Source organism: Chitinophaga vietnamensis (genome assembly GCF_902167635.1).
GTDB classification, from domain to species: Bacteria; Bacteroidota; Bacteroidia; order Chitinophagales; family Chitinophagaceae; genus Chitinophaga; species Chitinophaga vietnamensis.
Window position 1 is genome coordinate 164927 of the sequence record NZ_CABHMS010000011.1, and the last position, 26563, is coordinate 191489.

Annotated in this window: 22 protein-coding genes; 6 read left to right on the forward strand and 16 right to left on the reverse strand. The window is 50.0% G+C overall.

The window, feature by feature from the left end; genetic code table 11:
* The first annotated feature begins 5 nt into the window (after nucleotides 1-5).
* The 4 genes from upp (at nucleotide 6) to FPG75_RS24890 (ending at nucleotide 3506) form a co-directional block, all read left to right on the forward strand.
* A complete protein-coding gene (gene upp, locus FPG75_RS24875) occupies nucleotides 6-659 on the forward strand; it encodes a uracil phosphoribosyltransferase (RefSeq protein ID WP_143310750.1) in 654 nt (217 codons plus the stop codon).
* Between the two features lie 213 nt (nucleotides 660-872).
* Nucleotides 873-1886, forward strand: a complete 1014-nt coding sequence (locus tag FPG75_RS24880) for a PorP/SprF family type IX secretion system membrane protein (protein ID WP_143310751.1) — start codon at nucleotides 873-875, stop codon at nucleotides 1884-1886.
* A gap of 151 nt (nucleotides 1887-2037) precedes the next feature.
* Complete coding sequence (locus tag FPG75_RS24885; protein ID WP_143310752.1) at nucleotides 2038-2802, forward strand: EI24 domain-containing protein; 765 nt, start codon at nucleotides 2038-2040, stop codon at nucleotides 2800-2802.
* Entirely contained in the window at nucleotides 2802-3506 is a 705-nt protein-coding gene (locus tag FPG75_RS24890) for an SAM-dependent methyltransferase (RefSeq protein ID WP_143310797.1), read from the forward strand. Before FPG75_RS24885 ends, FPG75_RS24890 begins: the two co-directional genes overlap by 1 nt.
* A gap of 40 nt (nucleotides 3507-3546) precedes the next feature.
* Here the strand turns inward: FPG75_RS24890 and FPG75_RS24895 are convergent, their stop codons facing one another.
* Both FPG75_RS24895 and FPG75_RS24900 read right to left on the reverse strand, forming a co-directional pair.
* A complete protein-coding gene (locus FPG75_RS24895) occupies nucleotides 3547-3939 on the reverse strand; it encodes a hypothetical protein (RefSeq protein WP_143310753.1) in 393 nt (130 codons plus the stop codon).
* Nucleotides 3940-3973: 34 nt separating this feature from the next.
* Nucleotides 3974-5347, reverse strand: a complete 1374-nt coding sequence (locus tag FPG75_RS24900) for a M20/M25/M40 family metallo-hydrolase (protein WP_143310754.1) — start codon at nucleotides 5345-5347, stop codon at nucleotides 3974-3976.
* Nucleotides 5348-5545: 198 nt separating this feature from the next.
* Between FPG75_RS24900 and bshA the strand changes: the two genes are divergently transcribed.
* Nucleotides 5546-6691, forward strand: coding sequence for an N-acetyl-alpha-D-glucosaminyl L-malate synthase BshA (bshA, locus tag FPG75_RS24905; protein WP_143310755.1), 1146 nt, complete (start codon nucleotides 5546-5548; stop codon nucleotides 6689-6691).
* On the opposite strand, the gene FPG75_RS24910 is transcribed toward bshA, so the two are convergent.
* From FPG75_RS24910 to porU, 8 genes are all read right to left on the reverse strand, one after another.
* The gene (locus FPG75_RS24910; protein WP_143310756.1) at nucleotides 6688-8103 is read right to left on the reverse strand and encodes a murein hydrolase activator EnvC family protein; all 1416 of its coding nucleotides are present in this window, start codon (nucleotides 8101-8103) and stop codon (nucleotides 6688-6690) included. The two genes, bshA and FPG75_RS24910, sit on opposite strands and share 4 nt — an antisense overlap.
* A 25-nt stretch (nucleotides 8104-8128) precedes the next feature.
* Complete coding sequence (locus FPG75_RS24915) at nucleotides 8129-9565, reverse strand: murein hydrolase activator EnvC family protein (protein ID WP_161596917.1); 1437 nt, start codon at nucleotides 9563-9565, stop codon at nucleotides 8129-8131.
* 86 nt (nucleotides 9566-9651) lie between these two features.
* Nucleotides 9652-10473: a DUF4292 domain-containing protein gene (locus FPG75_RS24920; RefSeq protein ID WP_143310758.1), complete on the reverse strand. Its 822-nt coding sequence runs from the start codon at nucleotides 10471-10473 to the stop codon at nucleotides 9652-9654.
* Nucleotides 10470-12206: a tetratricopeptide repeat protein gene (locus FPG75_RS24925; RefSeq protein WP_143310759.1), complete on the reverse strand. Its 1737-nt coding sequence runs from the start codon at nucleotides 12204-12206 to the stop codon at nucleotides 10470-10472. The genes FPG75_RS24920 and FPG75_RS24925 overlap by 4 nt, the downstream gene beginning before the upstream one ends.
* Nucleotides 12207-12209: 3 nt before the next feature.
* Nucleotides 12210-12653 carry a dUTP diphosphatase gene (gene dut, locus FPG75_RS24930; RefSeq protein ID WP_143310760.1) on the reverse strand — a complete coding sequence of 148 codons (444 nt, stop codon included), beginning with the start codon at nucleotides 12651-12653 and terminating at the stop codon, nucleotides 12210-12212.
* 46 nt (nucleotides 12654-12699) lie between these two features.
* Complete coding sequence (ispF, locus tag FPG75_RS24935) at nucleotides 12700-13188, reverse strand: 2-C-methyl-D-erythritol 2,4-cyclodiphosphate synthase (protein ID WP_143310761.1); 489 nt, start codon at nucleotides 13186-13188, stop codon at nucleotides 12700-12702.
* A 111-nt stretch (nucleotides 13189-13299) separates the two neighbouring features.
* Entirely contained in the window at nucleotides 13300-14484 is a 1185-nt protein-coding gene (gene porV / locus FPG75_RS24940; protein ID WP_143310762.1) for a type IX secretion system outer membrane channel protein PorV, read from the reverse strand.
* Nucleotides 14485-14592: 108 nt separating this feature from the next.
* Nucleotides 14593-17985 (reverse strand): type IX secretion system sortase PorU, encoded by a 3393-nt coding sequence (porU, locus tag FPG75_RS24945; protein WP_143310763.1) that lies wholly within the window; start codon nucleotides 17983-17985, stop codon nucleotides 14593-14595.
* 213 nt (nucleotides 17986-18198) lie between these two features.
* On the opposite strand from porU, the gene FPG75_RS24950 reads away from it, so the two are divergent.
* A complete protein-coding gene (locus tag FPG75_RS24950; protein WP_143310764.1) occupies nucleotides 18199-19749 on the forward strand; it encodes an SUMF1/EgtB/PvdO family nonheme iron enzyme in 1551 nt (516 codons plus the stop codon).
* Nucleotides 19750-19796: 47 nt separating this feature from the next.
* On the opposite strand, the gene bcp is transcribed toward FPG75_RS24950, so the two are convergent.
* The 6 genes from bcp to FPG75_RS24980 all read right to left on the reverse strand — a co-directional run bounded on the left by bcp (nucleotide 19797) and on the right by FPG75_RS24980 (nucleotide 26562).
* Nucleotides 19797-20258, reverse strand: a complete 462-nt coding sequence (bcp, locus tag FPG75_RS24955) for a thioredoxin-dependent thiol peroxidase (protein WP_143310765.1) — start codon at nucleotides 20256-20258, stop codon at nucleotides 19797-19799.
* Nucleotides 20259-20264: 6 nt separating this feature from the next.
* Nucleotides 20265-21962: a M23 family metallopeptidase gene (locus FPG75_RS24960; RefSeq protein WP_161596918.1), complete on the reverse strand. Its 1698-nt coding sequence runs from the start codon at nucleotides 21960-21962 to the stop codon at nucleotides 20265-20267.
* Nucleotides 21963-22020: 58 nt separating this feature from the next.
* Entirely contained in the window at nucleotides 22021-22830 is an 810-nt protein-coding gene (locus FPG75_RS24965; RefSeq protein WP_161596919.1) for an ABC transporter ATP-binding protein, read from the reverse strand.
* Nucleotides 22827-23606, reverse strand: coding sequence for an ABC transporter permease (locus FPG75_RS24970; protein WP_143310768.1), 780 nt, complete (start codon nucleotides 23604-23606; stop codon nucleotides 22827-22829). The genes FPG75_RS24965 and FPG75_RS24970 overlap by 4 nt, the downstream gene beginning before the upstream one ends.
* Nucleotides 23607-23769: 163 nt before the next feature.
* On the reverse strand, nucleotides 23770-25536 hold the full coding sequence (locus tag FPG75_RS26170; protein ID WP_201749700.1) for an OmpA family protein: 1767 nt from the start codon (nucleotides 25534-25536) through the stop codon (nucleotides 23770-23772).
* 39 nt (nucleotides 25537-25575) lie between these two features.
* Complete coding sequence (locus FPG75_RS24980) at nucleotides 25576-26562, reverse strand: PspA/IM30 family protein (protein WP_143310769.1); 987 nt, start codon at nucleotides 26560-26562, stop codon at nucleotides 25576-25578.
* Nucleotide 26563: the final 1 nt, after the last annotated feature.

Genomic DNA, 26563 nt, shown 5'->3' on the forward strand with positions numbered 1-26563 from the left:
AGCTCATGATTATCAATTTAAGTGAAACTAATTCGCTGGTAGGAGAATGGCTTAGCGAGATCAGGAATATTGAAGTGCAGCAAGATCGTATGCGCTTCCGCCGCAACATGGAAAGGTTGGGCGAAGTAGCCGCATATGAGATCAGCAAAACGCTGGAATATGTTGAAAAAGAAGTGACCACTCCTATGGGGATTGCCAACTGCCGTGTGCTGAAATCACAGCCCGTATTGGCTACTATCCTGCGTGCCGGGCTGGCGCTGCATCAGGGATTGCTTCATTATTTCGACAAGGCAGACCATGCGTTCATTTCGGCCTACCGCAAACATAATCATGATGGTTCTTTTGATATTAGTCTGGAATATGTGAGCAGTCCTTCCATTGAAGGGCAGGTGCTGATCCTCTCCGACCCCATGCTGGCCACCGGCGCGTCTTTGGTGAAAACTATCGAGCATCTCGAAGAGATCGGAAAGCCGGTACATATCCATCTTGTAGTGGCGATCGCCTGCACCGTGGGCATCGAATATGTGCTGCGCAATACCAAGGCCAATCTCACGATCTGGGCCGGAGATATCGACGACGAGCTCACTGCCAAAGGCTATATTGTACCAGGCCTCGGCGATGCAGGCGATCTCGCCTTCGGCAATAAACTGCAACAATAATTGTTGGATGTAAGAATTTATAGATTTATGGATTTTCGGATTTGAGGGAGCGAATCGATAGATTCGAAAATCCATAAATGCTTATCTTCATTAGGGTTCCTTTTTTCTTTTTGTTAAATAATTCTTTTTATACATGCATTTTATTTGAAATATAACTTAAAATGCCGTACCTTCACCGGTACTGCATAAACCCTATGCTTTAAGCTTTACATTATGAAAAGAGCTTTACTATTCCTGACCATATTCTTTTGCGTGAATAACTTGCGGGCGCAAGACCCGCATTTCTCACAATTCTTTGCCTCACCACTGACCCTTAACCCGGCCTTTACAGGTTTATTCTCAGGCGACTATCGCTTGTCCGGCAACTATCGCTCCCAGTGGCGCAGCATTTCCACTCCTTTTGTAACTGGAACCGCCGCGATCGATTTCGGCATTTTGAAGAATGTGATTTCCTATACAGACATCTGGGGTGTGGGCATTGAAGCAATGTATGACAGAACCGGTGGCGGCGCACTCACCTCCAGCTACCTTTCATTCAGCACCGCTTACCACAAAGGCCTGGACCCGGAAGGCAATCATACACTCGCCATCGGGCTACAGGGAACACTGGTGCAGAAGAGAATAGATAACGACAAACTCCGTTTTGAAAACCAGATCGATAACAACGGCTACAATCCTTCTATCCCGAGTAACGAAACACTGGTGAATCCGAAGATATCCTATTTCGATCCCAACATCGGAGTCCTCTATAATGGCTTGATCGGCGACGCCTCCAACATTTACCTGGGCGCCTCCTACTATCATATCACACAGCCTACCGAATCATTCATGAACGCGACACAAAACCGCCTCAGCTACCGCTGGACGGTGCATGGCGGCGGCTCCGTTCCTGTGAACGGGAAAGACCGCTTCCACGCCAGCATACTGTACATGAAACAAAGCACTGCCACAGAATTTACATTTGGCGGAGCTTATGGCTTTACCCTCAGCGATATGGACGACACCCCCACCGTGTTTTATGTGGGCAGCTGGTACCGCGCCAAAGACGCCGTGATCCCTTACATAGGCATGGAACTGAAAGGATTCCAGGTGGGCCTCACCTACGATACCAACGTTTCCAGCCTGAAACCCGCCTCCAACTACCGCGGAGGCCTTGAATTATCAGTCATCTACATCCATACCCGCAATCAGAATAACAAATACAAAACCTTGTGCCCCCGTTTTTGATGGGAGAATTTATTGATTTACGGATTTATTGATTTACGGATTTATAAATTTATAAATCCGTAAATCAATAAATCCGTAAATCAAATAACCAAATAATCCACTATTTTCGTTCATCTTAAAATTATTCTGTTTACACTAAAACTGTTCGGGCTTGTTTTCATTCAGAGAAGTGCTGTCGGCTATCCAGTCATACGGAAAAGCACACCAGTTTATCATGCAGCACAAATTGTGGAAGTGGATTTTGATACCGGGGATCATTTACTGCCTGCTGTTCTTTGCCGGGTTTTATTTTGTGTGGGGATATTCCGGGCAATTCGTGGAATACCTCTCTCATTTGCTGCACATCACGGAATGGGTGCAGGACCTGGAAAGCAGCTGGATAAGTTTCCTGTTTATCCTCGTGGCGTTTTCTGTCCGTATCATCTTTGTATTCTGGTATTTCTCCTATTTCAAATATTTATTTCTCATCCTGGCATCGCCTGTATTCTCCTATCTGTCTGAAAAAACAGAGGCGATACTCGAATACCGCGATTTTCCTTTCAGCTGGAAACAGCTCTGGAACGATGCTTTGAGAGGTATTAAGATGTCGTGCCGCAATATCATTTATCAAACGGCCGCGATCCTGATATTGCTCGTAGTGTCATTTGTACCTGTGGTAGGATGGCTTACGCCGATGGTGGGCTTCTTCATAGAATCTTATTTCTATGGTTTCTCTATGATGGATTACAGCTGCGAGCGGCATCGTATGAGCATGTCGCAAAGCATACAATTCATCCGGCAGCATCGCGGCATGGCGCTGGGCAATGGCATGGTGTTCTATCTGTTCATGCTGATCCCCGTGGTAGGCTGGATGTTGGCGCCCTCCTATGCGGTAATCGCCGCCACTATTGATTTACAACGTAAAAGACTGATGTGATGAATGCTCCTGGCAAAGTGTACCTGGTTCCTACTGTGTTGAGCGCAGATGCCCTCTTCAGCATTCCCGCCTATATTACCGCTGTTGTACAACGGCTGACCGTTTTTTATGTAGAGAATGAACGCACCGCGCGCCGCTACCTGAAAGCGCTCGACAGGAATATCAATATCGATGCTTTACAGCTGTTGCCCATGCATGAAAACCAGCCGCCGGATACTGCGCTTGCTAAAAAATTACTGCTGGCGGGCACCGATATCGGTGTGCTCAGCGAGGCCGGATGCCCTGCCATCGCTGATCCTGGCCATCTCATTGTGCAGGTAGCCCACAGCATCGACGCAGCGGTAGTGCCGATGGTTGGCCCCAATTCCATGCTGCTGGCCCTGATGGCCTCCGGCATGAATGGCCAAAATTTTCAGTTCGTGGGCTATCTTCCGGTGAAGCCTCATGAAAGGGTCAAAGCCATTAAAGACCTGGAACTGCAATCAGAACGCAAAAAACAAACACAGCTGTTCATCGAAACACCCTACCGCAATAACCAGCTGCTGAAAGATATCCTCGATAACTGTAAAGACTATACGAAGATCTGTATAGCCGCAGATATCACCGCACCCACAGAATTTATCAAAACAAAAACAGTGAAGGAATGGCGGAAAGCCTTGCCGGAGTTGCATAAGCGGCCGGCGATCTTTTTACTGTCTGTTTAAAATAAAAATGGCCCCTGAGGGGCCATTTTTGTTAAGTTATTTAGTATGGAACAGATCGTCCGGCAGGTTCTGTAACGGATATCACGCTATCCACTATAAACGGGCTGTAGCCACGCCAGGGCAGTGCGCCGAGGTATTCTTTGTAATGCAGTTCCACCCATTTGCCGCTGGCAGTCATGAGCTGATTGGCGATACGTTCATCGGCTACCGAGAACTGAAATTCATTGGATTGAATAGATCCCGTCACCTGGCCTTTGTAGCCTGACTGGATCAATTTACCTTCATAGGTTTTGAACACGTATCCTTTCTGTACAAAATAATTCAGCTCTCCTGCTTTTACTCCCTTACCAAATACGAAATAGTATTTATAGAAGAAAATGCCGCCTAATATCAGTACGATGATCGATACGACGATAAAAACAAATCGGCCCATGTAATTTGCTGGTTTATAGTTTTTAGGTTGATGATCAGAAATTGAGATCCACCATGTACAACAATGCGGCCATACCGAAGGCGCCCAGTTCCAGTTCACGTTTATTCACTCCTTCGAAAACGTCGTTGGCAGCGTGATGAATATCAAAATAACGTTGCGAGTCGGGAGAAAGTTCAGCCATCGGCGTGCCCAATGCTGCATGCAGCTGGCCTACGTCCGTTCCGCCGCCTTCTTCTTCAAAATCGTATATGCCATAAGGTTCGAAGAGGGGCCTCCAGCTTACGAACAGGGCTTTTTTATCTGCGGGCATTTCGGAACTGAAACCTCTCGGGGTGAAACCGCCGCCATCACTTTCCAGCGCAAAAATATGCTTTTCATTGCGAGCTTTTGCTAATTCAGCATATTTACGTGCGCCGCGGGTACCATTTTCTTCGTTGGCAAACAATACTACGCGGAGCGTGCGTTGCGGATGTATACCGGCAGCTTTGAAAGCGCGCAGCACTTCGATGGATTGCACACAGCCGGCGCCATCATCCTGTGCGCCTTCTGCCACATCCCATGAATCAAGGTGACCGCCTACGGTAATATACTGATCCGGGTGCTTGCTGCCACGCAATTCACCGATCACATTATGCCCGATGGTATCGGCCAGCATCTGGCAATTGGTACGCAGGAATACTTTGGCGTCCGGATCATTTTTGAGGCGGGCGCTCAGGCGGTCCGCATCTTCGAGGCCGATGGCTACTGCCGGAATTTTCGGATAGGCAGGATCGTATTGCATCGCGCCGGTATGCGGGAAATTGTTAGCGCCATGCGACATCGACCTCACGATCACCGCCAGGGCGCCGTATTTGGCGGCACGACTGGCCCCGCCTCCACGATAAGCTACCGCATCACGGTAAGCATGGAAGGTTTTTACGAAAGTGGGATTGAAATGATAGTTATAGAAAACGATCTTCCCTTTTACCTGGTCTTTCTTCGCTTCCAGATCCTCGAATGAGGCCACTTCTATCACCGGGGCAGTAACGCCTGCAGCGCCGCTGCCAACGGAATTGCCCAGCGCCAGTACATTCAGCGGCGGAATGAAATCGCGCCGTTTGGAGATGATGCGGGCTTCCTCTTTGGCGCCACGCACCCAATGCGGCACCATACATTCCTGCAGGTATACCGTATCGGCGCCGGCAGCCTTGAGGGCGGCCACGCCCCATTGTTCGGCTTTAGGCATCTGCGGAGAACCCGCCAACCGGCCGCCTATCTTCTTGGTTAGCGTTCTAAGGTTTTCGTAGGCCGTACTGTTTGTCAACACTTCGTCGGCTAAATGTCGCAATGTAAGGGAATCTTGGTGCTGTGCCACTGCCAGCGCGGGGATAGCGCAGGTGAGCAGAATTGGCAAAAGGCTTTTTTTCATCTAGCAGTAGATTTTGGTTAAAGCTAATTAATTGACCGGGCAAGTACAAATAACAATAAAATGGCTTATGAGCCAGCTTCTATTTGAAAATTCGTAGTTACCTTCGTTGACGCAAAGTAATCAAGCTATTGGCACTAAACAATCCTGATATTGCTTTTTTTACTGGCAAGGCTTTCCATTCAGAATAAAAAATAAATCATGCGCATAGGAATAGTATGTTATCCGACGTATGGTGGTAGCGGCGTTCTGGCCACAGAGCTGGGAAAAGCGCTGGCCGACAAAGGCCATATGGTCCACTTTATTACGTATCAGCAACCTGTAAGATTGAACGCGTTTCACGCCAACATATATTACCACGAAGTACAGGTGCCCACTTATCCCCTTTTTGATTTTCCTCCTTATGAGTCGGCTCTCAGCAGCACCATGGTGGATGTGATCCTCAACCAGAAGCTGGATCTGTTACACGTGCACTATGCCATCCCGCACGCCTCTACGGCGTACATGGCCAAACAGATCGTGGCCAAACAAGGTAAGAACATTCCTTTCATCACCACGCTGCATGGTACCGACATTACGCTGGTAGGAAAAGACAAGACCTATGCACCGGTGGTAACCTTCTCCATCAACGAGTCCGACGCCATTACTGCGGTATCAGAAAACCTCCGCGACGAAACGTATAAATCTTTCCAGATCGAAAAAGATATCTCTGTGATCTACAACTTCGTGGATACACAACGTTTCGCACGCCGCGAGATGCCGCATTTCCGCCAGGCGATCGCACCTAACGGAGAGAAAATATTACTGCACGTGTCCAACTTCCGTAAAGTGAAACGTGTGCCCGACGTGGTGAAAATTTTCGCTAAAGTGCGCAAGGAAATACCTGCAAAACTGCTGCTGGTGGGCGATGGCCCCGACAGGCCCACGATTGAATGCATGTGCAGGGAGATGAATTTATGCGATGATATCCGCTTTGTAGGTAAACAGGAACAGCTGGAAGATGTGATGTCGATCAGCGATCTCTTCATCCTGCCTTCTGAATACGAGAGCTTTGGTTTGGCCGCCCTGGAAGCAATGGCGTCAGAAGTACCGGTACTGTCGTCCAATGCAGGCGGCTTACCGGAGATCAATATTCCCGGTGTTACCGGTTATATGGCGGATGTGGGAGATGTAGACACGATGGCAAAATATGCGATCAACCTGTTGCAAGACGAAGCCCTGCTGAAGAAAGTGCGCAAAGGCGCATGGGAACAGGCGCAGCGCTTCCATATCGACAATATTATTCCGCAATACGAGGCTTTATATGAGCAGGTGTTGCAAACCAGCCGTCAGGCACAATTGCTTTAACGGCTGCGTATCCATCTTTCCGGGTTCTGCTTCGTCATATTACGGTAGATCTGTAATTCGATCTCACCATTGCCGCCACCGGTGGCTGGCGCAGCAGAACCTAATACCTGTCCGCGTTTCACGTTCATGCCTTTCTTGACGCGCAGGTCCAGCAAGCGTACATAGTTGGTAAAATATTTTCCGTGGCGAAGGGTCACCATATATCCGGCGCCCTGGATCATGAACACCATGATCACTTCTCCGTCGAAAATGGCTTTCACGGCGGCTCCGCGCGGTGTGGCGAAGATCACGCCATTATGGTCCACTTCCACTTTACCGATCATGCCGGTACCGAAATGCGCGCTTACCCGGCCTGCATCCACGGGCCATGGCAGCCTGCCGCGGTTAGCTTCAAAATTACGTGAGAGCGACAGCGCTTCCGGGCTGGCCGCCAGCACATCTTCGCTGGATGTATTGCTTGCTACCGGCGTATCATCCTCATCATCTTCCGGCTCTTCTTTTTCTTTCACGGGCGGCGGAACAGGCTTCGCTTTTTTGCCGGCCTTCTTCGCCGCTGCCAGTGCGGCTTTGCGGGCGGCTTCCGCTTTTCTCATCTTCTCCTCTCTTTCTTTCTTCTTTCTGGCGGCGAGCGCACGTTTGCGGGCCAGCGCTTCGGCGGCCGCTTTCCTGCGCGCAGCTTCTATCTCCCGGCGGATAGCCTCCTGTATCGCATTATCTACCTGGCGGGCTTCTGCCTTGCGCTGCGCAATATTCTGTTGCAGTTCTTTTTCTTTTCCCTGCAATTCTTTAATCGTTTGATCGGTTTCTTTTTTATCGGCCAGCAGCGCTATTTTCTGTTGCTGCTCATTATGCAGTACGCCGGCTTTCCGGGCGCGCTGCTGTTCGAGGGCGGCGAGCTTCTGTCCCAGCAGCTCTTTGGTAGAGAGCAGGTTTTCTGCCTGGCGGCGCCTGTTCTCCCGGTATTGCCGCAGGTATTGAAAGCGGCGCAGGGCATCGTTGAAGTTATTGGCGGTAAACAAGAAGTTGAGCACATCGAAGGAGGTCCTGGATTTATAGGTGTATACCACCAGCTGGGCATAACGCGCCCGCAGAGAGTCTACCGTCTTCTCCAGCGTTTGTACGTTATCGTTAGTGTTGCTGATATCGCCTTCTATCTCGCTGAGCTCTGCGTTGATGGTATTGATCTGTTCATTGCGGGTGGCGATCTTGCTTTCCAGCTGACGCTGTAAGCCTATATTCTGGCGGGTCGACTTCTTCGTTTCCTGCAAGGTGCGGGTGGCTTCTTCAATTTCTTTCTGCAGCTGCTGTTTACGCTGTTCCAGTGCAGCGCGCGACTGTCTGCCGCTCTTTTGTGCATACAGCAGGGCGGGCAACAGCCACAAGGCCATCAACAGAGGGATCAACTTTCTCAAACGATCAATGCTTTAGGTTAGTAAGCTATCGGTGGCGAATCCATTGCTCAGGATTCTGTTTGGTAACACCTTTCCAGATCTGCAACTCTACTTCGCCGGTATTTTCAATTTCGTTTACGCTCGCAGTGCCTATCACCTGGCCTGTTCTCACATTGTCTCCTTTTTTCACGCGTGTAGTTTGCAAACGTACATAAGTGGTAAAGTATTGTCCGTGACGGATGATGATCACATATCCTGATCCGGGCATTACCACTACAGATTTCACTTCCCCATCGAAAATAGATTTTACGGGGCCGCCTTTGGTGGTGGCGATCACGATACCATCGGAAGGCACCTGGATATGTTCCATCACCGCATGCTGGTGTATACCAAAATGTTCGATGATGTTACCGGCATCTACGGGCCAGGGCAGTTTTCCGCGGTTGGCTTCAAAGCTCTCTGACAGGGCCAGGGCTTCGGGCGTAGCTTCCAGTACGTTTTCGCTGCGGGCCGGTGCTGGTTTTTCGGCAGGTTTCTCTACTGGTTTTTCAACTGGTTTATCCACCGGCTTTTCCGGCGCCGGGTTATTGCTTGCGTTGTTATTATTAGCGGCAGCGGCTTTGGCTCTTTCGGCGGCGGCGGCTGCCAGCGCGGCTTTGCGGGCTTCTTCTTCACGCCTGCGTTTTTCTTCTGCGGCTTTACGGCGGGCAGCTTCTTCTTCCATAGCTTTGCGGCGGGCCTCTTCGATCTCACGACGGATTACTGCACGGATGGCGGCCTGCACTTTCTGCGCGTCTTTATTACGCTGGTTGATATCGGCCACCAGCTCTTTCTCGCGGCCTTTCAGTTTGGAGAGTACTTCGTCTTTTTCTTTCTTGTCTGCTTCGAGGGTGGCGCGTTGGTCCTGCTCTGTTTTGAGTGCATCCGAGCGTTTCACGCGCTGGTTCTCGAGGCTCTGTATCTTTTTATTCAGCTGCTCCTGCGTGCTCAGGATGTTATCGGCCTGACGGCGGCGGTATTCGCGGTATTGTTTCAGGTATTGAAAGCGTTTTACGGCATCGTTGAAACTTTGCGCAGAGAACACGAAGTTCATCATATCATACGCAGAGCGGTTCTTGTAAGCGTAAACAACTAACTGTGCGTATTGTGCTTTGAGGGTGTCGAGGTCTTTCTGCAATGTTTTCACATCGCGGTAGGCTGTGTTGATATCGCCGTTGATGAAGTTGATCTCTTCGTTGATGTTGTTGATCAGTCGGCTACGCAGGGTGATCTTGTCGCGTAAGGCACGCAGCTGGCCCAGGCTTTCGCGGGTAGATTTTTTCGTTTCTTTCAGCTGTTCGTTTGCTTCATCGATCTCGCGCTGCAGTTCCTTTTTCCTGCGCTCCAGCTCTTCCCGGGATTGCGATTGCTGTTGCCCGCTCTGGGCAAGCAACACGGTCGGCATCAACCATACAATCAACATTAACGGGATAATCTTCTTCAAATACAACATGACTATTTTAGTAACTGCGAATTAAATATCAGGTATATAAACGATAAATATACAACGTTTATTAGTTTAATACACGCTTAGATGCGTTTATAGCCGGAAGGCATATTGAACGGGAAACTCAGCGGTGTATCAAAATCATAGCGGGTGAAGTCCAATGCTACTTTCGTTACATTTTTTTCTTCCACATAGATGCGCCTGGTGGTCGGGAATTTGTGGCCTGCTACAGTGGCATAGTCGCCATAGGTCATTTCGCAGGAACGTTTGCTGCCATTATCTTCTTTATCCATCACCTTGCTCTGCTGCAATACATAATCATCTGCAAATACATTGAACAGACTGATAAACTGTGGATGATCACAGCTGAAAGATACGATAGACGGGGTTTTCACGACCTGGAAGATAGAATCGCCGAGGTACACCGGGTTACCGATCAGCAGGTCTTGCAAGGTTTTGAAATCAAAAGGAATATTCAGTTGTGCTGCGGCGTCCGACAGCTTGCGGAGCATGAGCTGTTTCTTCAACCGGTTATACATCTTGAGGCTGTCGGGTGTGATGGTGGCGCGTATCACTTCATCAATGATTGGCGCGCTGATAGAGATCCAGATCACGCTGTCTTTCTGCATGCGGATGCTCAGGGTGAGGCCATTGCGGCTGTCCTGTTCGTTCTCGAATGCAAATTTTGCACGGCCGGAAAAAGTGTTGAAGTTGATGTGATTGCCCTGAATGCCTTGCAGCATCTGGCTGGTGAATTTAGACAGTTCTTCCGAAGAAGAGCTGTCTTTATGTGCTGCTACCTTGTTGGTATCAGCAGCAGGAAATGTAGTGCGTGCCAGTTGTTTGGGATGACGGCAGGAAACGGCTGCCAGGCCTATCAGCCCCAGTATTAACATTAATCTCATTGAATGTATCTTTTTTCTGCAATCTTCCTGGCCAGGTCCACAGAGGATGCTCCTTTGTCTTTGGCCTTTTGCCAGTATTCGACTGCCTTTGTCACATCTTTCAGGTTGAAGAGAATATCTCCGTAGTGCTCCAGCAGATTCGGATTGTTCTGGGCTTCCGGGTATTGCAGTGCTTTCTCGATCCACACTTTTGCTTCGCTGTATTTTTCCTGCCGGAAGAGTATCCAGGCGTAGGTGTCCATGTAGGTCGGACTTTCAGGCTCCAGCTCCAGTGATCGTTTTGACATTTCAGCTGCCCTGTCGAGGTTTTCACCGCGCAGCGACAGGTAATAACTGTAGTTGTTGAGCACCACGGCATCTTTCGGGCGCAGGATCAGCGCGCGTTCATAACTGCTGTCTGACTGCGGGTGCTGGCCCGTTGCGTGGTACGCATCTCCCAGTAAAGAATAAATATCCGCAATGAACTTCTTCTCGCCATTGCCTATTTCCAGCGCTTTATTCAGCGTATTGATCGCATCCGGAAATTGTTGCAGCAGGAAACTTGCTACGCCTTTGAAATAGTAGCCCATGAACTCTTTCGGGAAACGTTGCGTAACGGTATCACTGAGCGCCAGCAATGCTTTGGTATTTTCTTCGCGGGAGTAGATCCACATCAGTTGATACCATACGGAGAAGCGGGAAGAATCCAGCTGCAAGGCTTGCTGGTAGCTGCTTTGCGCGCTGTCAAGCAAATCGCCCTGCGAATACAGGTCGCCTTGCAACGCATATGCTTTGGCATCTTTCGGATGCGCTTTGATGATGAGCTTCGTGAGCATCAACCCTTCCTGTAGTTTGGCAGTATCAAGCTGCATCATTTGCAGGTAAGGATATACGTACGCTACTTTCTCATCGATGCTGTAAGTAGGATTGGCAAAGGCTTTGGTAAGATAGCCCCAGTAAGTGGGGAGGTCGTTATTCTTTTTCGCGTAGGATGCCAATGCGATCAATGCGCGCGGGTTGCCGGGATCGCGCGACAAAATTTCGTTGTACACACGAACGGCATCCGGGAGATGATCATTGGCATCATATAATTCCGCCAGCAGGTAATAGTAGCGTATTTCCTGCGGGTTAGTATTGATCAGTTTCTGTATTTCGGCGGCGGCCTCATCTACCTTGCTCATTTTGAGCAATACTTTTTGTTTCTGGTAGGTGAGCTCTTCTACGGTGCCGGTCTTTTTTTCCAGTTCATTGAAGGCTTCGAGCGCTTCCTCCGGTTCATCGGCCTTGGAGAGCAAGATGCCTTTGTTGAAGAGATAATCATCATTATCAGGATACCTTGCTGCGAGGCGGGTGTATACGATAGCGGCGCTGTCGAACTGTTGATTGGCCGTGTAGGCATCTGCCAGGGTGATCTGGTACCAATGGTTGGAAGTGTCCATGGAGGCGGCACGGCGGGCACAGCTAAGTGCATATGGGCCGTTCTGTATCTCCAGGAAGAGACGGGCCATTTCGTAATAGATGACCGGATTCTTTTTATTCAGCCGCAGGTAATCGGAATACTGTGTGAGCGCGGTGCGGTAGTCGCCCAGCATTTTAGATCGCTGTGCCGCAAAGAAAAGGCTGTCTGCCCGCTGCTCGAGCAGTGCAGGATCCTTAATGGTGTTGCGGCTTTGGGCGGTAGTACGCCGGGTGCTGGTGCAAGCGGCCATCAGTATTATCCCGAATAGTCCTATAACGGTGAAGTGTACACGCATTTATCAGGATTTACCGGTATGACCGAAACCTCCGGCGCCACGATCAGTGGAGGTGAGTATTTCCACTGGTTGTAAAGCCACCTGAACAAAGGGAGCTACGATCATTTGTGCGATGCGGTCGCCAGGTTGTATTGTTTGCGGTTCGTTAGATAAATTGATCATAATAATTTTGATCTCTCCTCTGTAGTCCGCATCTATCGTGCCAGGCGTATTGAGCAAGGTGAGGCCCTGTTTGATGGCGAGGCCGCTTCTGGGGCGGATCTGCGCCTCATAGCCCGATGGGAGCTCTATAAAAAGGCCAGTGGGCACCAAAGTTCTTTCCAGCGACTGGAGGGTGAGCGCTGTTTCCAGGTTGGCTCTCAGGTCCATTCCTGCTGCATCTGCCGTTGCATAAGCTGGCAATTCGTTTGCCGACTTATTAATGATTTTCACAATTATTTCAGCCATTCTGCAAAGATATTTGATTATAGTGACGATTACAGGATTAAAATGATCACAGGTTTGACTTTTCCAGCAATACAGTGGCATAGGCCACTACGCCTTCTTCGCGGCCTACAAACCCAAGTTTTTCGGTAGTGGTGGCCTTTATGGATACGTCTTCCGCACTGATCCGCAGCCGGTCGGCAATGACAGCCTGCATCTCGGGTACATACGGTTTTATTTTAGGCGCCTGCAGGCAGAGGGTACTGTCTACATTCACTACGTGGTATCCTTTCTCGCCTATCAGCTGCGTGCAGCGGGCGAGCAATATTTTGCTGTCAATATTTTTATAGGCATTGTCCGTATCCGGGAAATGAGTGCCGATATCGCCCAGGGCCAGTGCGCCCAGCATGGCATCGCAGATGGCATGCAGTAAAACATCCGCATCGCTGTGGCCCAGCGCGCCCTTGTGATGCTGTACCAGCACGCCTCCCAGCCAAAATTCGCGGCCTTCAACCAGTTGATGAAAATCTACACCCGATCCAATACGTATTCTGCTCATAGTATAAAATAATTTAGTGTTTGCCAATCCGCAAGGTAAGGCATAAAATAACAAATCCTTCCCGAAGGAAGGACTTGTTTTCAACAGTTTATAATTTTTAACAATTTCTGTTTACCATCCCGTCCGGCTATCTTCCCGGTCACGGGCGCCCAGGTCGAAGGTGAGCGTGAAACGCAGGGTATTGGAGAGCGGGTTCCGCTGGATGCCCGATCCGGAGGGCACCAGGTAGGAGAAATTAAGACCGAAGATATCATACTTGATACCCACGCCGGCCGTGAAATATTTCCTGTTACCCTTGTATTTATTTTCATTGAAATAACCGGCCCTCACTGCAAACTGCTGGTTGTACCAGTATTCCACGCCGGCGGAATACATCAGCTCCTGCAGTTCTTCCTTGAGGCCGCCGGGAGCGTCGCCAAAGGATGAGAAGATGCCTTCCAGCACGCTCTTGTTCTTGTAGTTACCGGAAGTATCCGGTGTAGGTACCAGCAACTTGTTGATGTCGAGCGCAAAGGTAAGCTGGTTGTATTCATCCATGGCCAGCGTATAGGCGGCGCCGAGACCCAGGTTGGTAGGCAGAAAATCTTTATTCTGTGCCGAGCTGGTATAAGATATTTTCGTGCCGATATTGGTGATGGCAAAGCCCAGGTTGAGTTTATTCACCCGGCCATCATCTTTCTCATAATCTTTCGTATAAAACCCGGAGAGGTCCGCTGCAAAAGCTTTTCCCGCTCTTACCGACTGATCGTTCACTACCTGCCCGCCAGCAAGGTTGGAGTAGATAAAGCGACCCGCCATACCGATAGAGAAATGCTCCGAGAGCTTACGGGCATAACCCGCATCCACCGCAAATTCGCGCGGATGGAAGTTACCCTGGTCCTGGTTGGTGACATCCCTGAAGTTGATGCTTCCCAAAGAAAAATATCTTAAAGAGCCGGATACGGCTTCCTTGTCGTTCAATTTCGTATAGCCGCTAACTGTAGCCAGGAACACATCATTCACCAGCTCTTTGAGCCAGGGCGTGTAGGTAACGGCCAGATTGGAATTTGTAGTGGCAAAAGGTAACTTCGACAGGTTCCAGTAGATGGAAGAGGCATCGGGGGAAAGGGCAACACCAACGTCGCCCATGGCGCCGCTGCGGGCGTCAGGCGTAATTCTCAGGAAGGGAACGGCAGTATTAATAGTGTTTGTACGACCATCTATCTGACCAGTTGAGTCTATACGCTGGGCTGAGGTTTTTAAACTTGTGAAAGTACTGTAAATGAACACTAGGCTCAAAGTTACCTTTCGGATCATGCAATGTTCGTATTTTGATAGGGTGTAAAAATAATCTTATTTATTATATAATTCGGAAAGGGGTTGATTAGGGCGAACGGTAACCATACGTGTCTTATTTGCATAGGTTTACAATAAAACTAATTTTCCGCCCATCATCTTTTTCTTGCCGTTACTGTTGATAGTTAGCCGGTAAAAATAGATGCCTGGTGATAATTTTGCTCCCGACTCACCAGTTCCATCCCAGGGCATTCCATCAAAACGGCTGCTGTCCGATATTATTGTGTTACGTATTGTTTTCATCAGCTGCCCGTTCACCGCAAAGATCTCCAGGCTTAGCTGCAATGCCTGTCCCTGCTGATTATGCACAAACGTAAACCGCGTAACATCATGAAAAGGATTAGGATAATTCCCCAATGCAGATACCATTATGGCTCCCGACCTTACTACTTCAAATTCGATTTCGGTTGTTGCTATGTTATTACACGCGTCCCATGCACTGATCCTCAGGCGATGTTTCCCCTCCGCGATATCTGACATAGGAAATGCTACAGTTCCTTTACTATAGCTATCCAAAGATGCTTCAAAATAATCATTTAACACAAAATATTCTGAATTATCCAGTACTGCCACCAGGTTATGCGCCGCCACATTACCGCTGATATTAATACCGGAACTGTCTGTAAGGTCTACCAATAATAAAGGGGAGACATTGACCACGTCTCCGTTCCGGAACAGGCGATTGTTAAGCCAGGCCTGTATCTGCGGGCCCGCCGTATCTTTCGCTGCCGCTCCGGCCGCAGTGGTGAAGCCTTTATAATAGCCATTGCCATCGATATCATTGTTACTGGTATAATAACTGATCTTGCCTGTACCGCTTGCGCTGGCGTCGGCAGGGATGGTAACAACAGCTGAAAAACGGCCACCAGACACGGTATGCGTTCCCCTGAACAATACGTGGTCCTGTACCCGGAACGCTGCCACCTGGCTGCCGGCGCTATTGCCCCGTGTCGTCATCTCGGCAGGGCTGTCATATATCGTCGTATATAGTACGCCGTTATACCCGCTGATCATCTGCCCCTGCATATCTTCCACATGGCCGCTGATCACCGCTCTGCGCAAGGCTTTCAGGGTATCGGCATTTCCGTTCACCGCTTTGCCGTTAATCGAATCTGTTACTACCCGGTAACGTGGAAAGGCCAGTTTAAGCGCCGGGTCTCCCAGTAACTGAAATTTACGGTTATTAATAATATCATTAAAGTTATTATGCGTTTGATTTTTAGCTTGCTGCAAAGCCGCGCCCAGACTGGGCATCAGCCCATCGGCGCCAGGCGTTGTCACGGCTCGCAGATAATTTTGGTGCATCAGGCGGTTGGAAGAGGCATACACCGCCCGGGTTGTGGTCATCAATGCAATCGCGCCACTCCGCTGTTGCAGCAACACCTTATGCCCCAGCGATACTACCGCCGGGTTATCGAAGGGCGCAAAATCGCAGGAAGCCGTTACCAGCAAGGGCAGGCGGTCTTCATTGTGCCAGTCCGCAATGGTATTGGCATCTACCACGCTGGCTTCAGCCAGGCGCGAACTGTTGCCATGACCGCTGTAATTGAAGATGAGCACGCCCCTGTTAATGGCCGCCGCGATAGCTTTATTCACATCAGGATAGGCGCCATTCACTTTGGGCCAGGCATCGAGGTAAAGCTTGCCTGTATTGAGTACCGGCGCTTCGATGGCAATACTGTCGCTCACTGATTCGGCATCACTGAAATGCAGGTTATTATCGCCTTCATCGGCTACAAAGGCAATGCGGTTGCGCCAATCGCCGAAATGTTGCGGCGCATCGTGATAGTGAATGATCTTGTCTACCGCCAGCGCAGCTTCAGCGGCGTTACGCGCCGGCAGGCGGCCGATGCCCAGCGCCACTGGGTTTCGTATATCCGTTCTAGTTATATCGTCATTGTCTCCCAACATACCAAAGTAATCGTCTGTTACATAGGAGCTGAGCGGATTGAGGGCATTATCACTTTGCCAGGAAGGCACCTCATTGGTATTGTTCTTAACGCGGTAGCGGTAGTCGTAAGACGCGGCGCCAAACAACAGCAGGTAACGGGGCGCCGGGCCGCGATCATGCAACATTTTGAGAAAGTCGCGCAAGGCAGTAGGATCAGGCGATCCCGAAGCAAATTCATTGTATACCTGGTCCGTGCTCACGACCAATACCTCCAGTTGATCGTGCTGGCGATGCCAGGCCGCGAGGCGCTGCGCTTCCGCCAGCAGTGTGCCGGTGGTGATGATCACCAGGCCAGCGGCAGCCGCAGCATGGATATCCTGGTTAGGCACGGCGCCTGCGGGATACGCCGCCAGAGCCTTGCCCGGATCAAATGCAACGTATTCGTGGAGGCGTTCGTTCTTCATCGTGAACACCAGCGAATCGCCCTGTTGTACGGCGGGTACCAACAACGGTTGTTGCGGATCAGTGACATCCCATATCTGCGTATAGGCATTGGTGTTATATACGGCACAGCGGGCAGCGAGGCCGCTGCCGGCATATTGGGCGGAACGGAAAGGCAGGAAACCGGTTGCTGGCAGCACGGGAGCGCAAGCGGCCTGTATCTCGAGGTAGTCCAACCATCCGCGGGCATTGTTATCTCCCGGCAGGAAGTCTACGGTTACCTGCAAGGCAGGATCGGAGGTATACACGCCGCCAGTGCCGGTAGCGGCGGTACCAAAGGCTTCAAATACGTTGCCGCTAACGGGCAACAGGTACACGGTGGCAGCAGCTTGTTTGTTAATGCTCACATTGAAATTGCTGCCGTTGATGCCGCGGGCGGCCGCACGGATATTCACCGTCACCGGGCCGCGCGCCGGTGATGGCAGCTGGAAATTATAGCTGTGGCGGATGCCGGCGGCAGGGTCCAGGCTGAACTCCTGCCCAAACCATTGTTTACCACTGCGCAGGAAATTGAGGCTGTCCCTTTCATAAAACTCGTGATAGTCGATAGTATAAACATTAGCTTGCGCAGGAGATGCAGGACTGTCGGGCTTTATACGGGCGCCGGGCGCTTCAAGATTGAGAAAGTACCAGGCCGTATCGCTGTAGATATTGTACTGATGGCTATAGGACTGTGTACCTGAATCGTACTGCCAGCGATGCGGGCCAGGGGCATAGAACAGCATATAGTCGTTACCGTTAAGCTGCCCGTCGCCGCCATCGGCGGCGTAGAGGGCTACCGCTTGCAGGTCATCGGGGCGCGGCTGAGCATTCGGCTCCGGCAGCATTTGCCCGCCATTGCCATATAAGCGGATGTGCTGAGAAGAGATAGCGCTGGTGTTGATGCCCAGCTGTGCGAGCAGGGGCAGGTCGATGCGGTAAATGCCCGGCCCGGTCACGGCCAGCTTGTACCAGTTACCGGCGGCCAGCACGGAATGCGCCTGGTAACTGCGGGACTGCTGGCCATGCGCTTCCCTGGCCCCTGTGAAGGACATCAGTACAATGGTGATAAAAATACAGATGACTTTCATTATCTTGTCCGTCGGTAAAGGATCGTCTCTACAAAGTAGATAAAATAGAAGATAAAAAAATTAAATATATCTTTTTTCTTCTTACAAATCATAGATTTAACAGATATCGGGGGGCTTGTATGAGGGTTTCTTACAAATTAAATTATTTCGCTATAAAATAAAAAAGATTACATTTGCGTTTACTGTAAATATAATCGACTAAAGCTGTATCGCATGCGTAGATTAACCTCTTTATCATTGCTCGTAGGTACCAGCGTAATGCTATCCATGACTGCCTGTCATAAAGACGGCGGGGGACTTTTCGGCAAAAAGAAAGATAAATCTTCTGCTACCGGCTGGACGTATAACGACCCTAAGATGGGCGGGTTCAGCGTAGCCAAGAATAAGGACCAGCAAACGGGTCCGGGCCTTGTGTTTGTACAGGGTGGTACTTTTGCCATGGGCGCCACGGAGCAGGACGTAATGGGCGACTGGAACAACATTCCACGTCGTATTACAGTTTCCTCTTTTTACATTGATGAATCAGAAGTAGCCAACGTGCACTACCGCGAGTACCTGTACTGGCTGGCCCGCGTATACAACGAGTCTTTCCCGGATGTATACCGCAAGGCTTTGCCCGATACGCTGGTATGGCGTAGTGAACTGGCCTACAACGAGCCGCTGGTAGAATATTATTTCCGTCACCCGGCATACAACGACTATCCGGTAGTAGGCGTAACCTGGAAACAGGCCGTTGACTATTGTAAATGGCGCTCCAACCGTGTGAACGAAAAGCTGCTGATGGACAAAGGCCTGCTCTCCAAAGCAGACGTAACTAATCAGTCGGACGATAATACTTTCGATACCAAATCCTACATGGCCGGCCTGTACGAAGGTACGCCGGGCAAGATGTCGAAAGGCACCAAAAGCGAATTTAAAAATCCTGATGGCACGCCGCGCAATGCGCAATTTGAAGATGGTATCATGTTGCCCAACTACCGCCTCCCTACAGAAGCTGAATGGGAATATGCGGCGCTTGGCTACATAGGCCAGAACCCTGGCCCTTCCAAGAAAGAAGGCAAACACGGGGAAGAGCTCATCATGAACAAACAGGTATATTCCTGGGGCACCAACACCAGCGGCCTGCGTGATATCCGCCGTGGTAACTGGCAAGGTCAGTTCCTCGCGAACTTCAAACGCGGCTCCGGTGATAACATGGGCGTGGCCGGCGGCTTGAACGACCGTGCTTCTATCCCTGGTCCGGTACGCTCCTTCTTCCCGAACACCTTCGGTATCTATAACATGTCCGGTAACGTAGCTGAATGGGTACTGGACGTTTACAGACCACTCACCCCCATCGATGGCGACGACTTCAACTACTTCCGTGGTAACAAGTTCCAGACGGTATATCAGAACGAAAACAAAGAGTTCGAAAAAGATAGCCTCGGTCACCTGAAAATGCGCGATGTAACAGATGAAGAAAGCGCCAACCGCCTCAACTACCAGAAAGGTGATGTGATCAACTACCTCGATGGCGACTCCCTCTCCCAGGTGGAATACGGTTATGGCGTAACTACCCTCATCAACGATAAATCACACGTAGTGAAAGGTGGTAGCTGGAACGACCGCGCCTACTGGCTCTCACCAGGCACCCGTCGTTTCATGCAGGAAGATATGGCCACCAATACCGTAGGTTTCCGTTGCGCAATGGACCGCGTAGGTAGCCCTGAAGGTAACAAGTTCAAAACTGGTAACCTGTTCCGCAAGCAAAGACAAAAACGCTAATAGCTTACTACTACATAAAATAAAAAAGGCTCCTCACGGAGCCTTTTTTATTTCCAGATCTCTAATATCTCTTCTGTGTGATTTTTGCTGTGTACTTTCCGGATGATGTGATCGATCACGCCATTGCCGTTGATCAGGAAAGTGGTTCGGTGCGTGCCATCATAAATGCGGCCCATCATCTGTTTCTCTCCCCAAACCCCGTACTGGTCAATGATCTTATGGTCTTCATCTGCCAGTAAAGGAAAAGGCAGATCATATTTTGCAGCGAACTTTTTGTGGCTTTTCTCTGAGTCTTCACTCACGCCAATCACTACGTATCCTTTTGCCAGCAGCGCTTCGTAGTTATCGCGCAGGTTGCAGGCCTGTACGGTGCAGGTAGGCGTATCATCGTGCGGATAGAAATACAATACTACTTTCTTTCCTTTGAAATCCTTGAGGGATATGGTATTCCCGTGTTGATCCTTTCCTTTGAAAATCGGCGCTTTGCTGCCTTCTTGTAATTCAGTCATGATTTTTTATCGTTTGAAAGATAAACGGTAAGTGCCTGTATTGCCGGCCAGGTCTGTCACTTTCATCACCAGCACATGTGGGCCGGGTTGGCAATGTTCATCGAACGTATAGGTGAGCACGTTAGCCCTGCGGGAGAACATCAGCCATTTGCCATCCAGCTCTGCGCGGTAGCTTTTGATGCCGCTGGCATCGTTCATGGCGAAAGATAGTTTGGCCGCCCTGGCGAGATTGGCGCCAGGCTTCACTCCCAGCGGCGTCACTTTGGGCGCTACCGTATCTACTTCGAGGTGAAAATTACCAAAGTCGCGGAAAGTGCCCTTGTACCAACCATTTTCAAACACGGTACCTGAAGTATTATTACTGCCCAGCGCTTCGCGCACCATCACGATCTTGTCGCGCAGGTGCTCCGGCACAGGCTTCGACGGACGGATACGCAGATCGAAATAATCGTGGATAGGCACTAATGCCGTATGCAGTTTGTAGATATTGGAATATGCCTTCGGACTGGAGGTGGGTATCTCCTGGTAGTTGAAGCATATCTTGTCGTACAGCGCATTTTCATCGAGGTAAAACTCTACCTGGTTGTTCTCGAAGATATTGCGGGAATCCGGGTACATAGTGTTGGCGCAGGGCTTTTCCGGTTCATCCGGGCCGGCCTGCTGCAGGCCAAACTTCACGGTGGAAGTATTGCCATAGGCATCTTTCACCAGCAGTTTAATTTCGTGAACGGCGCCGTCGGCCAGATTGATGGTACCATCTCCTTTCAGATCATGGTAGATATCGAGCTTGTTGCCTAGCAACGGAAATACCAATTGCAGGTAAGGACCGTCGTTCTTCTTTATTTTGTAATCGATATGTGCGTTGAGGTAGCGGGTTTCTTCATACCCGATATTGTCCAGCTGGAAATCGATGTTAGGTACCTCGTTATCGAACATGGTCACTTCATATATGCCATAGATATGAGGGGCGCTGTTGATGCGATCCACGGCGGAAACGGCCACACCGGCTTTGGCAGCTCTCACCTTCAGCACAGGCTGTGCAGGCACATAGGTGCTGCCTACCTTTTTCACGGCTACCATCAAAGGTTGTTGTTCATAGATGCTGCGGCTACGATCATAGATAGCGATGCGGTAAACGTCGGGCGCCCTTTCATCTTCGATGTTGAAGCCAAAGAGCAGGGGGTTGAGTGGTTTCTCTGTTTGTGTGTTCCTGATCTCGAAGTGGAGGTGCGGACCAGCGGAGCCGCCGGTATTGCCGCTCCAGGCAACAAAATCTCCCTTCTTCACCGGAAACATGCCTTGTGGTATCTCCAAGTCGGAAGCCCAGCTTTCGGCCTTGTATTGCTGCTGTTTCACGTATTGTTCCAATGCCGGGAAGAAGCGGTTCAGGTGAGCATATACAGTCGTATAGCCGTTAGCGTGAGTGATGTAAAGCACGTTCCCGAAGCCCGTATGCGATACCCCGATACGGCTCACATAGCCATCGGCAGCGGCATGCACGGCCAGGTTCTCCTTCTGCTGCGTTTTGATATCCATGCCCGAATGGAAGTGGTTAGGGCGTAATTCACCAAAGTTGCCGGCCAACTCAATGGGGATATTCAGCGGGTTTCTGAAATAGCCTTGCGGATAATTTTTTACCGGACCGTAAGACTGCGCGTGTAACAATTGCGGTAGTAAGCAAAATAAACCAATGACTCTTCTCATAAACGCAAATGTACAAATATTGCGCATACCCGCCGTACGGCAGGTATGCGCGGGATAGCTACAGCTGTTCCCTGATCTGTGATATCAGCGCTGTAAACTCTGGCTCACGGCGCACTTCCGGCTGCCAGGCCAATCCCATCTTGCAAAGGTCATACTCCTGTATAATGGTGGCGCCTTCCCTGCCAGCCTCTTGTGCCATCACCCAAACGGTATCGGAGATGGCCGCCGCATTCACAATATCATGGCTCACCAGGATCAGCGTATTTGTTTCCTGTAAGGTGGATACCTTCAGCAGCAGCTGAATTACTTTGTCGATCATCACCATATCCAGCCCGGAAAAAGGCTCGTCCAGCAAAATGAATTTGTTGCCGGTCAATACCTGCTGTAAAATGCTCACCCGCTGGCGCTGGCCACCACTGAGCTGTGCGGGGTATTTCTTCAGATGTGCTGTCAGCTCGAAAGTGGCAGCGTAATCCATAATGATCTCTCTCTTTTCACCTTCCGTCAATCTTGCACTCGCATTATCCAGTCCTATCTTCAGGTTATTATAGATCGTGCGATGCTGGAACAGGATATAATTCTGCGGCACAATGCCCACCTCTCCTGCTTTTACAGGGTGCTGGTCGGCATCGATCCTGATCACGCCTGCAGTAGGCGTCATCAGGCCGGATAATATTTTGAACAGCTGTGTTTTGCCGATACCGCTTCTGCCAATCAGCGAAACTACTTGTCCCTGCTGCATATCAGGGCGGTGAATATCGTAGACGGAGAAATTAATATCCCGCAGGATGGTTTTGCCGGCATATTGCAGGCTGATATTTTCAGCAGTTAGCAAGGCCGATGTTTTCGTATATGCTTTGGCGTTCATGAGTTGCGTGTTTGAAGTTTGGTGTAAGGGAATAACCATTCGCGGAATTTACCGAGGATGTAGTCGAAGAAGATGCCCAGTAGGAAGATGATCACCAATGTGCTGAACACAGTATCCAGCTGCACGTATTTATTAGCCCTGATGAGCATCACGCCAAGGCCGCCTTCACTCATGCTGAGGCCTTCCACAGAGGTGATCATCAGCCACGCAATGGCGAAGTTCTGGCGCATCACTTCAAATACCTGGTCGAGGCGGCCCACCACCACTACTTCCCACAGCGTTTTCCAACTGTTCATGCGCAGGGTGGTGCACAGTTCGAACTCCTGCTTGTTGATGCCATCGATCACCGATAACAGCGAGGTTACAAAAAAGGGGACAATACCGAAGATGAGCAGGCTGATCTTGAGATCGTGCCCGTTTTTCGTCCATAGGGTAAACAGGAAAATCAGACCCGTTAATGTCAGATACCTGCACTTGATCACGAAGCGCGCTACCGGGCTGAATACCGGTATGATCGAAAGATAGCTGATCACCAGCGCGATGAAGATAGAGAGGAACATCCCTTTGATCGTGAGCACCACGCTACTGAAAAGGTTATCCACAAATGCAGGATCCTGTATCATATGCCCGAGCGATTGCAGTACTTTCAGTGGCGTAGGTATCAGCCCACCACCGCTGATCTGCCAGCAAACCAGCGCCAGCACTATTTCCAGCACAATGAGTGTTGTCATGGAGCGGCGACTGAGTACCCGCAAAGGCTCAAAGATGTGTTTCATTTTAGAAGGGATTTTTTATTCAAGTATGCTTTGGTGAGATAATTTGAGGATGTGAGAATTTTTGGATTTTCGGATTTGGTTCTATCAAGTCGTTCCTGAAGCTTCAGGAGCGACTTGATAGAACCAAATTTCAACATCCGAAAATCAAAAAATCCTCAAATATTTATTGGCCTAGTACGATCTGTACGCGGCGGTTCTGCGCGCGGCCATCAGCGGTGCTGTTGTCGGCAACGGGTTGAGCGGCGCCATAACCTTTAGACTCGATACGATCGGCAGCGAGGCCTTTGCCGAGGAGGTAGTTCTTTACGGCGGCGGCACGTTGCTCAGACAACTGCTGGTTAGCGGTTTCGTTGCCCACATTATCCGTGTGACCATACACGCCTATCTTCAGGCCTTCAGCTACCACGGCGCTTTTCAGTATCTCGTCCAGCACCACATGGGAGTTGGATCTGATCACGGCGCTACCGGTTTCAAACTGTATCTGGTACGATTTGGACGATACCGCGCTGGTAATGTTCTCTGCGTACTTTTCCTTGATGGCAGCGCCTTCCAGCAGTTCGGGGTGGTTGGCCAACACAGAGGCAAGGAATGATTTATCCACCACTGCTGTGTACACTGGATAGGTAGGCATGATATCGGGATACATTTTCACCATGATATCACCGAAGGTGGTATACACGATCTTGTACCGGTCGATATTATCCTTGCCCATACCGAAGGTGTTGGCGGCATCGGAGAGATTGAATGCCATAGAACCACCGAGGGATACGGTTTGCCCCTGTGCATCTTTTTCTTCTGTGCCGTTATAGTACTTCAGCCAGTAGGCGCCATTCTGTTCATTGTACACTTTCGCAGAAACCTCGCCGGCAAAGGCTTTGGCGTCGTTGAAGGAGCGTACCTGGTCGCCGGCCTGCGCCAGCGCAATGATCAGGTTTTCGATATCCGTACGGTGATCATACGCAAACTTTTTGATGGTGATGGTGATGTTCGGCATCTGTGAAGCGTATTCACGGGTGGATGCGATGTTCACCAGTCCGCCTTTTTTCTGCGCCACGTTCACGTCGCCGGGCGTCCAGGTGGCTACGCCATCAACGCCTACGGTCGTGTCTTTGCTGATCTTTTTACCGTCTACGATGAGCTTGCGCGTTTCTTTATACCCGGCGATGTATTTGGCGCCGGCATCGAGGAAATCGTTTGCTGCCACCAGGTTGATGGCTTTGGCATCGTAGGTGGTTTCATCGGGGTTCACGCGGATACCGTTGTCGCCAGCCCATTTCAGCAGGATGTTCACGTCGCCGTCGCGGAGCACACCGGCCACTGTTTTACCGATCGCAGTTTTAGGATCGCGCTTCCAGTCGGCGGGGCCCATCAGTTTATCTTCACCATAACTTTTACCCATGGTATAGAATGCGATGGGTTGGTATTCGGGGCCGAGTGGCTCCAACTCCTTACTCAGTGCGGCAAAGAAGGCGGGCATACCATCGCCCATGAAAGAGGCGAATATGCCGGTAGCATTGGGATTGCTTTTGTACTCCTGTGCAAATTTCGCCAGGTCGGCGATGGATTTGTTACAGTCATCCTGGCGCACCAGTTCTACCTGCAATTTTGCTTTATCGATGAGCGAGTGCTGGGTGGTATGTTGGCCACCATTGGCATACATGAGCGCGAACTGCGAGTTCCAGGCCATTACACGCCAGGAGATCTTCGTACCGCCATTCACCGCTTCCGTATTCCCGGGCAGTGGCAATTTGCTGGCGTTGCCGCTGAGCGATGCCTCGGGCGCATCGGGCAACTGCACCTTACCGATGTCAGTAGCGGCTTTCGCCTGTTGCGGGCGCTTGTCCCACCAAAATATTTTTGTTGCATAGATGGCGCCTAAGAGCAATACGATGCCCATAACCTTTCCACCAGGTTTCACTTTCATAGCCATAGCTGTAATATTTAAATTTTTAAGAGGTTTGTTTTTCTTTTAGCTTAACAGGTCGTTGTAGTTGTCATTGCGTACAGTACCGGGCTGGCGCGGCTCACGGGAAGGCTCCCATTTCTGCACATCCAGTTTGTAGGTTTTGTCGGGGTCGAAAGATTCCAGCATTTTCAGGCCTTGCAGCTCATAGGTGGCATTGTCCAGGTCTATGGAGCGCATGAAGTCTGTAGAATAGTGGATCGCCTTTTTCATGCTCGACAATTTCATAGCGATATCTTCTTTCAGGAACTCCATGGATTGTTCTACCATGAGTTTCTTTTCAGGATCGCCATTGAAAATTTTCAGTGCAGATGACAGCGCTTTTTTACCGGAGGTGACGGACTTGTAAAGGTCTTTTTTCAATTCCAGTTCATTGCGCGCATCTTCTATCATGTATCCGCTGTTCTTGTGTACTTTGGTGAGATAATCACCGATGCGTGCAAGATTGTCGCGGATGGGCGTGAGCTGAGAGATATACTCTTTGATACGCGCGATCTGGCGCGTAGCATTACCGAGTTCCGGCAGCATATTGTTGTTCTGTGCAGCTTTGGCGCGGCTCATGAGCTGCTGCATCTCTTTCTCTTTTTCACCGATCTTCATATCGATCTTTTCTTTCTGCGCATCTACTTCTACTGACTGATTATACAGCTTTTCGCGCTGCTCTTCCATATCAGAGATATAATCTTCTGCGATGATAAAGGGATCGAGTTCTATTACCAGTCCTACGAGTTTCTTCATCAGCCACTCATAGAGATAAAAGAGGCTCAGCCTGAGTTTGCGGTGTGTTACGCAATAGAGGAACACACCTAAGCACACCAGTGCTATTCCAAAGTTGATGGTGTTCCATACTACTTTGGTGAGGATGGGTATCACATAGTATCCAACTGCGATGAGCAGGCCGATACCTATGAGCATACCGAACTTGCCGCCAGGCCTGTTCCAGTATGCTTTCAACTGCTGGCCTTGTTCAGCGGGAAAATATTGTGTTTCCATT

Excerpts from the sequence above, each read along its gene's own strand:
- upp (WP_143310750.1), top strand. The coding sequence starts at position 6 with ATGATTATCAATTTAAGTGAAACTAATTCGCTGGTAGGAGAATGGCTT.
- FPG75_RS24880 (WP_143310751.1), top strand. The coding sequence starts at position 873 with ATGAAAAGAGCTTTACTATTCCTGACCATATTCTTTTGCGTGAATAAC.
- FPG75_RS24890 (WP_143310797.1), top strand. The coding sequence starts at position 2,802 with ATGAATGCTCCTGGCAAAGTGTACCTGGTTCCTACTGTGTTGAGCGCA.
- FPG75_RS24895 (WP_143310753.1), bottom strand. The coding sequence starts at position 3,939 with ATGGGCCGATTTGTTTTTATCGTCGTATCGATCATCGTACTGATATTA.
- FPG75_RS24900 (WP_143310754.1), bottom strand. The coding sequence starts at position 5,347 with ATGAAAAAAAGCCTTTTGCCAATTCTGCTCACCTGCGCTATCCCCGCG.
- bshA (WP_143310755.1), top strand. The coding sequence starts at position 5,546 with ATGCGCATAGGAATAGTATGTTATCCGACGTATGGTGGTAGCGGCGTT.
- FPG75_RS24920 (WP_143310758.1), bottom strand. The coding sequence starts at position 10,473 with ATGAGATTAATGTTAATACTGGGGCTGATAGGCCTGGCAGCCGTTTCC.
- FPG75_RS24925 (WP_143310759.1), bottom strand. The coding sequence starts at position 12,206 with ATGCGTGTACACTTCACCGTTATAGGACTATTCGGGATAATACTGATG.
- dut (WP_143310760.1), bottom strand. The coding sequence starts at position 12,653 with ATGGCTGAAATAATTGTGAAAATCATTAATAAGTCGGCAAACGAATTG.
- ispF (WP_143310761.1), bottom strand. The coding sequence starts at position 13,188 with ATGAGCAGAATACGTATTGGATCGGGTGTAGATTTTCATCAACTGGTT.
- porV (WP_143310762.1), bottom strand. The coding sequence starts at position 14,484 with ATGATCCGAAAGGTAACTTTGAGCCTAGTGTTCATTTACAGTACTTTC.
- porU (WP_143310763.1), bottom strand. The coding sequence starts at position 17,985 with ATGAAAGTCATCTGTATTTTTATCACCATTGTACTGATGTCCTTCACA.
- FPG75_RS24950 (WP_143310764.1), top strand. The coding sequence starts at position 18,199 with ATGCGTAGATTAACCTCTTTATCATTGCTCGTAGGTACCAGCGTAATG.
- bcp (WP_143310765.1), bottom strand. The coding sequence starts at position 20,258 with ATGACTGAATTACAAGAAGGCAGCAAAGCGCCGATTTTCAAAGGAAAG.
- FPG75_RS24960 (WP_161596918.1), bottom strand. The coding sequence starts at position 21,962 with ATGAGAAGAGTCATTGGTTTATTTTGCTTACTACCGCAATTGTTACAC.
- FPG75_RS24965 (WP_161596919.1), bottom strand. The coding sequence starts at position 22,830 with ATGAACGCCAAAGCATATACGAAAACATCGGCCTTGCTAACTGCTGAA.
- FPG75_RS24970 (WP_143310768.1), bottom strand. The coding sequence starts at position 23,606 with ATGAAACACATCTTTGAGCCTTTGCGGGTACTCAGTCGCCGCTCCATG.
- FPG75_RS26170 (WP_201749700.1), bottom strand. The coding sequence starts at position 25,536 with ATGGCTATGAAAGTGAAACCTGGTGGAAAGGTTATGGGCATCGTATTG.
- FPG75_RS24980 (WP_143310769.1), bottom strand. The coding sequence starts at position 26,562 with ATGGAAACACAATATTTTCCCGCTGAACAAGGCCAGCAGTTGAAAGCA.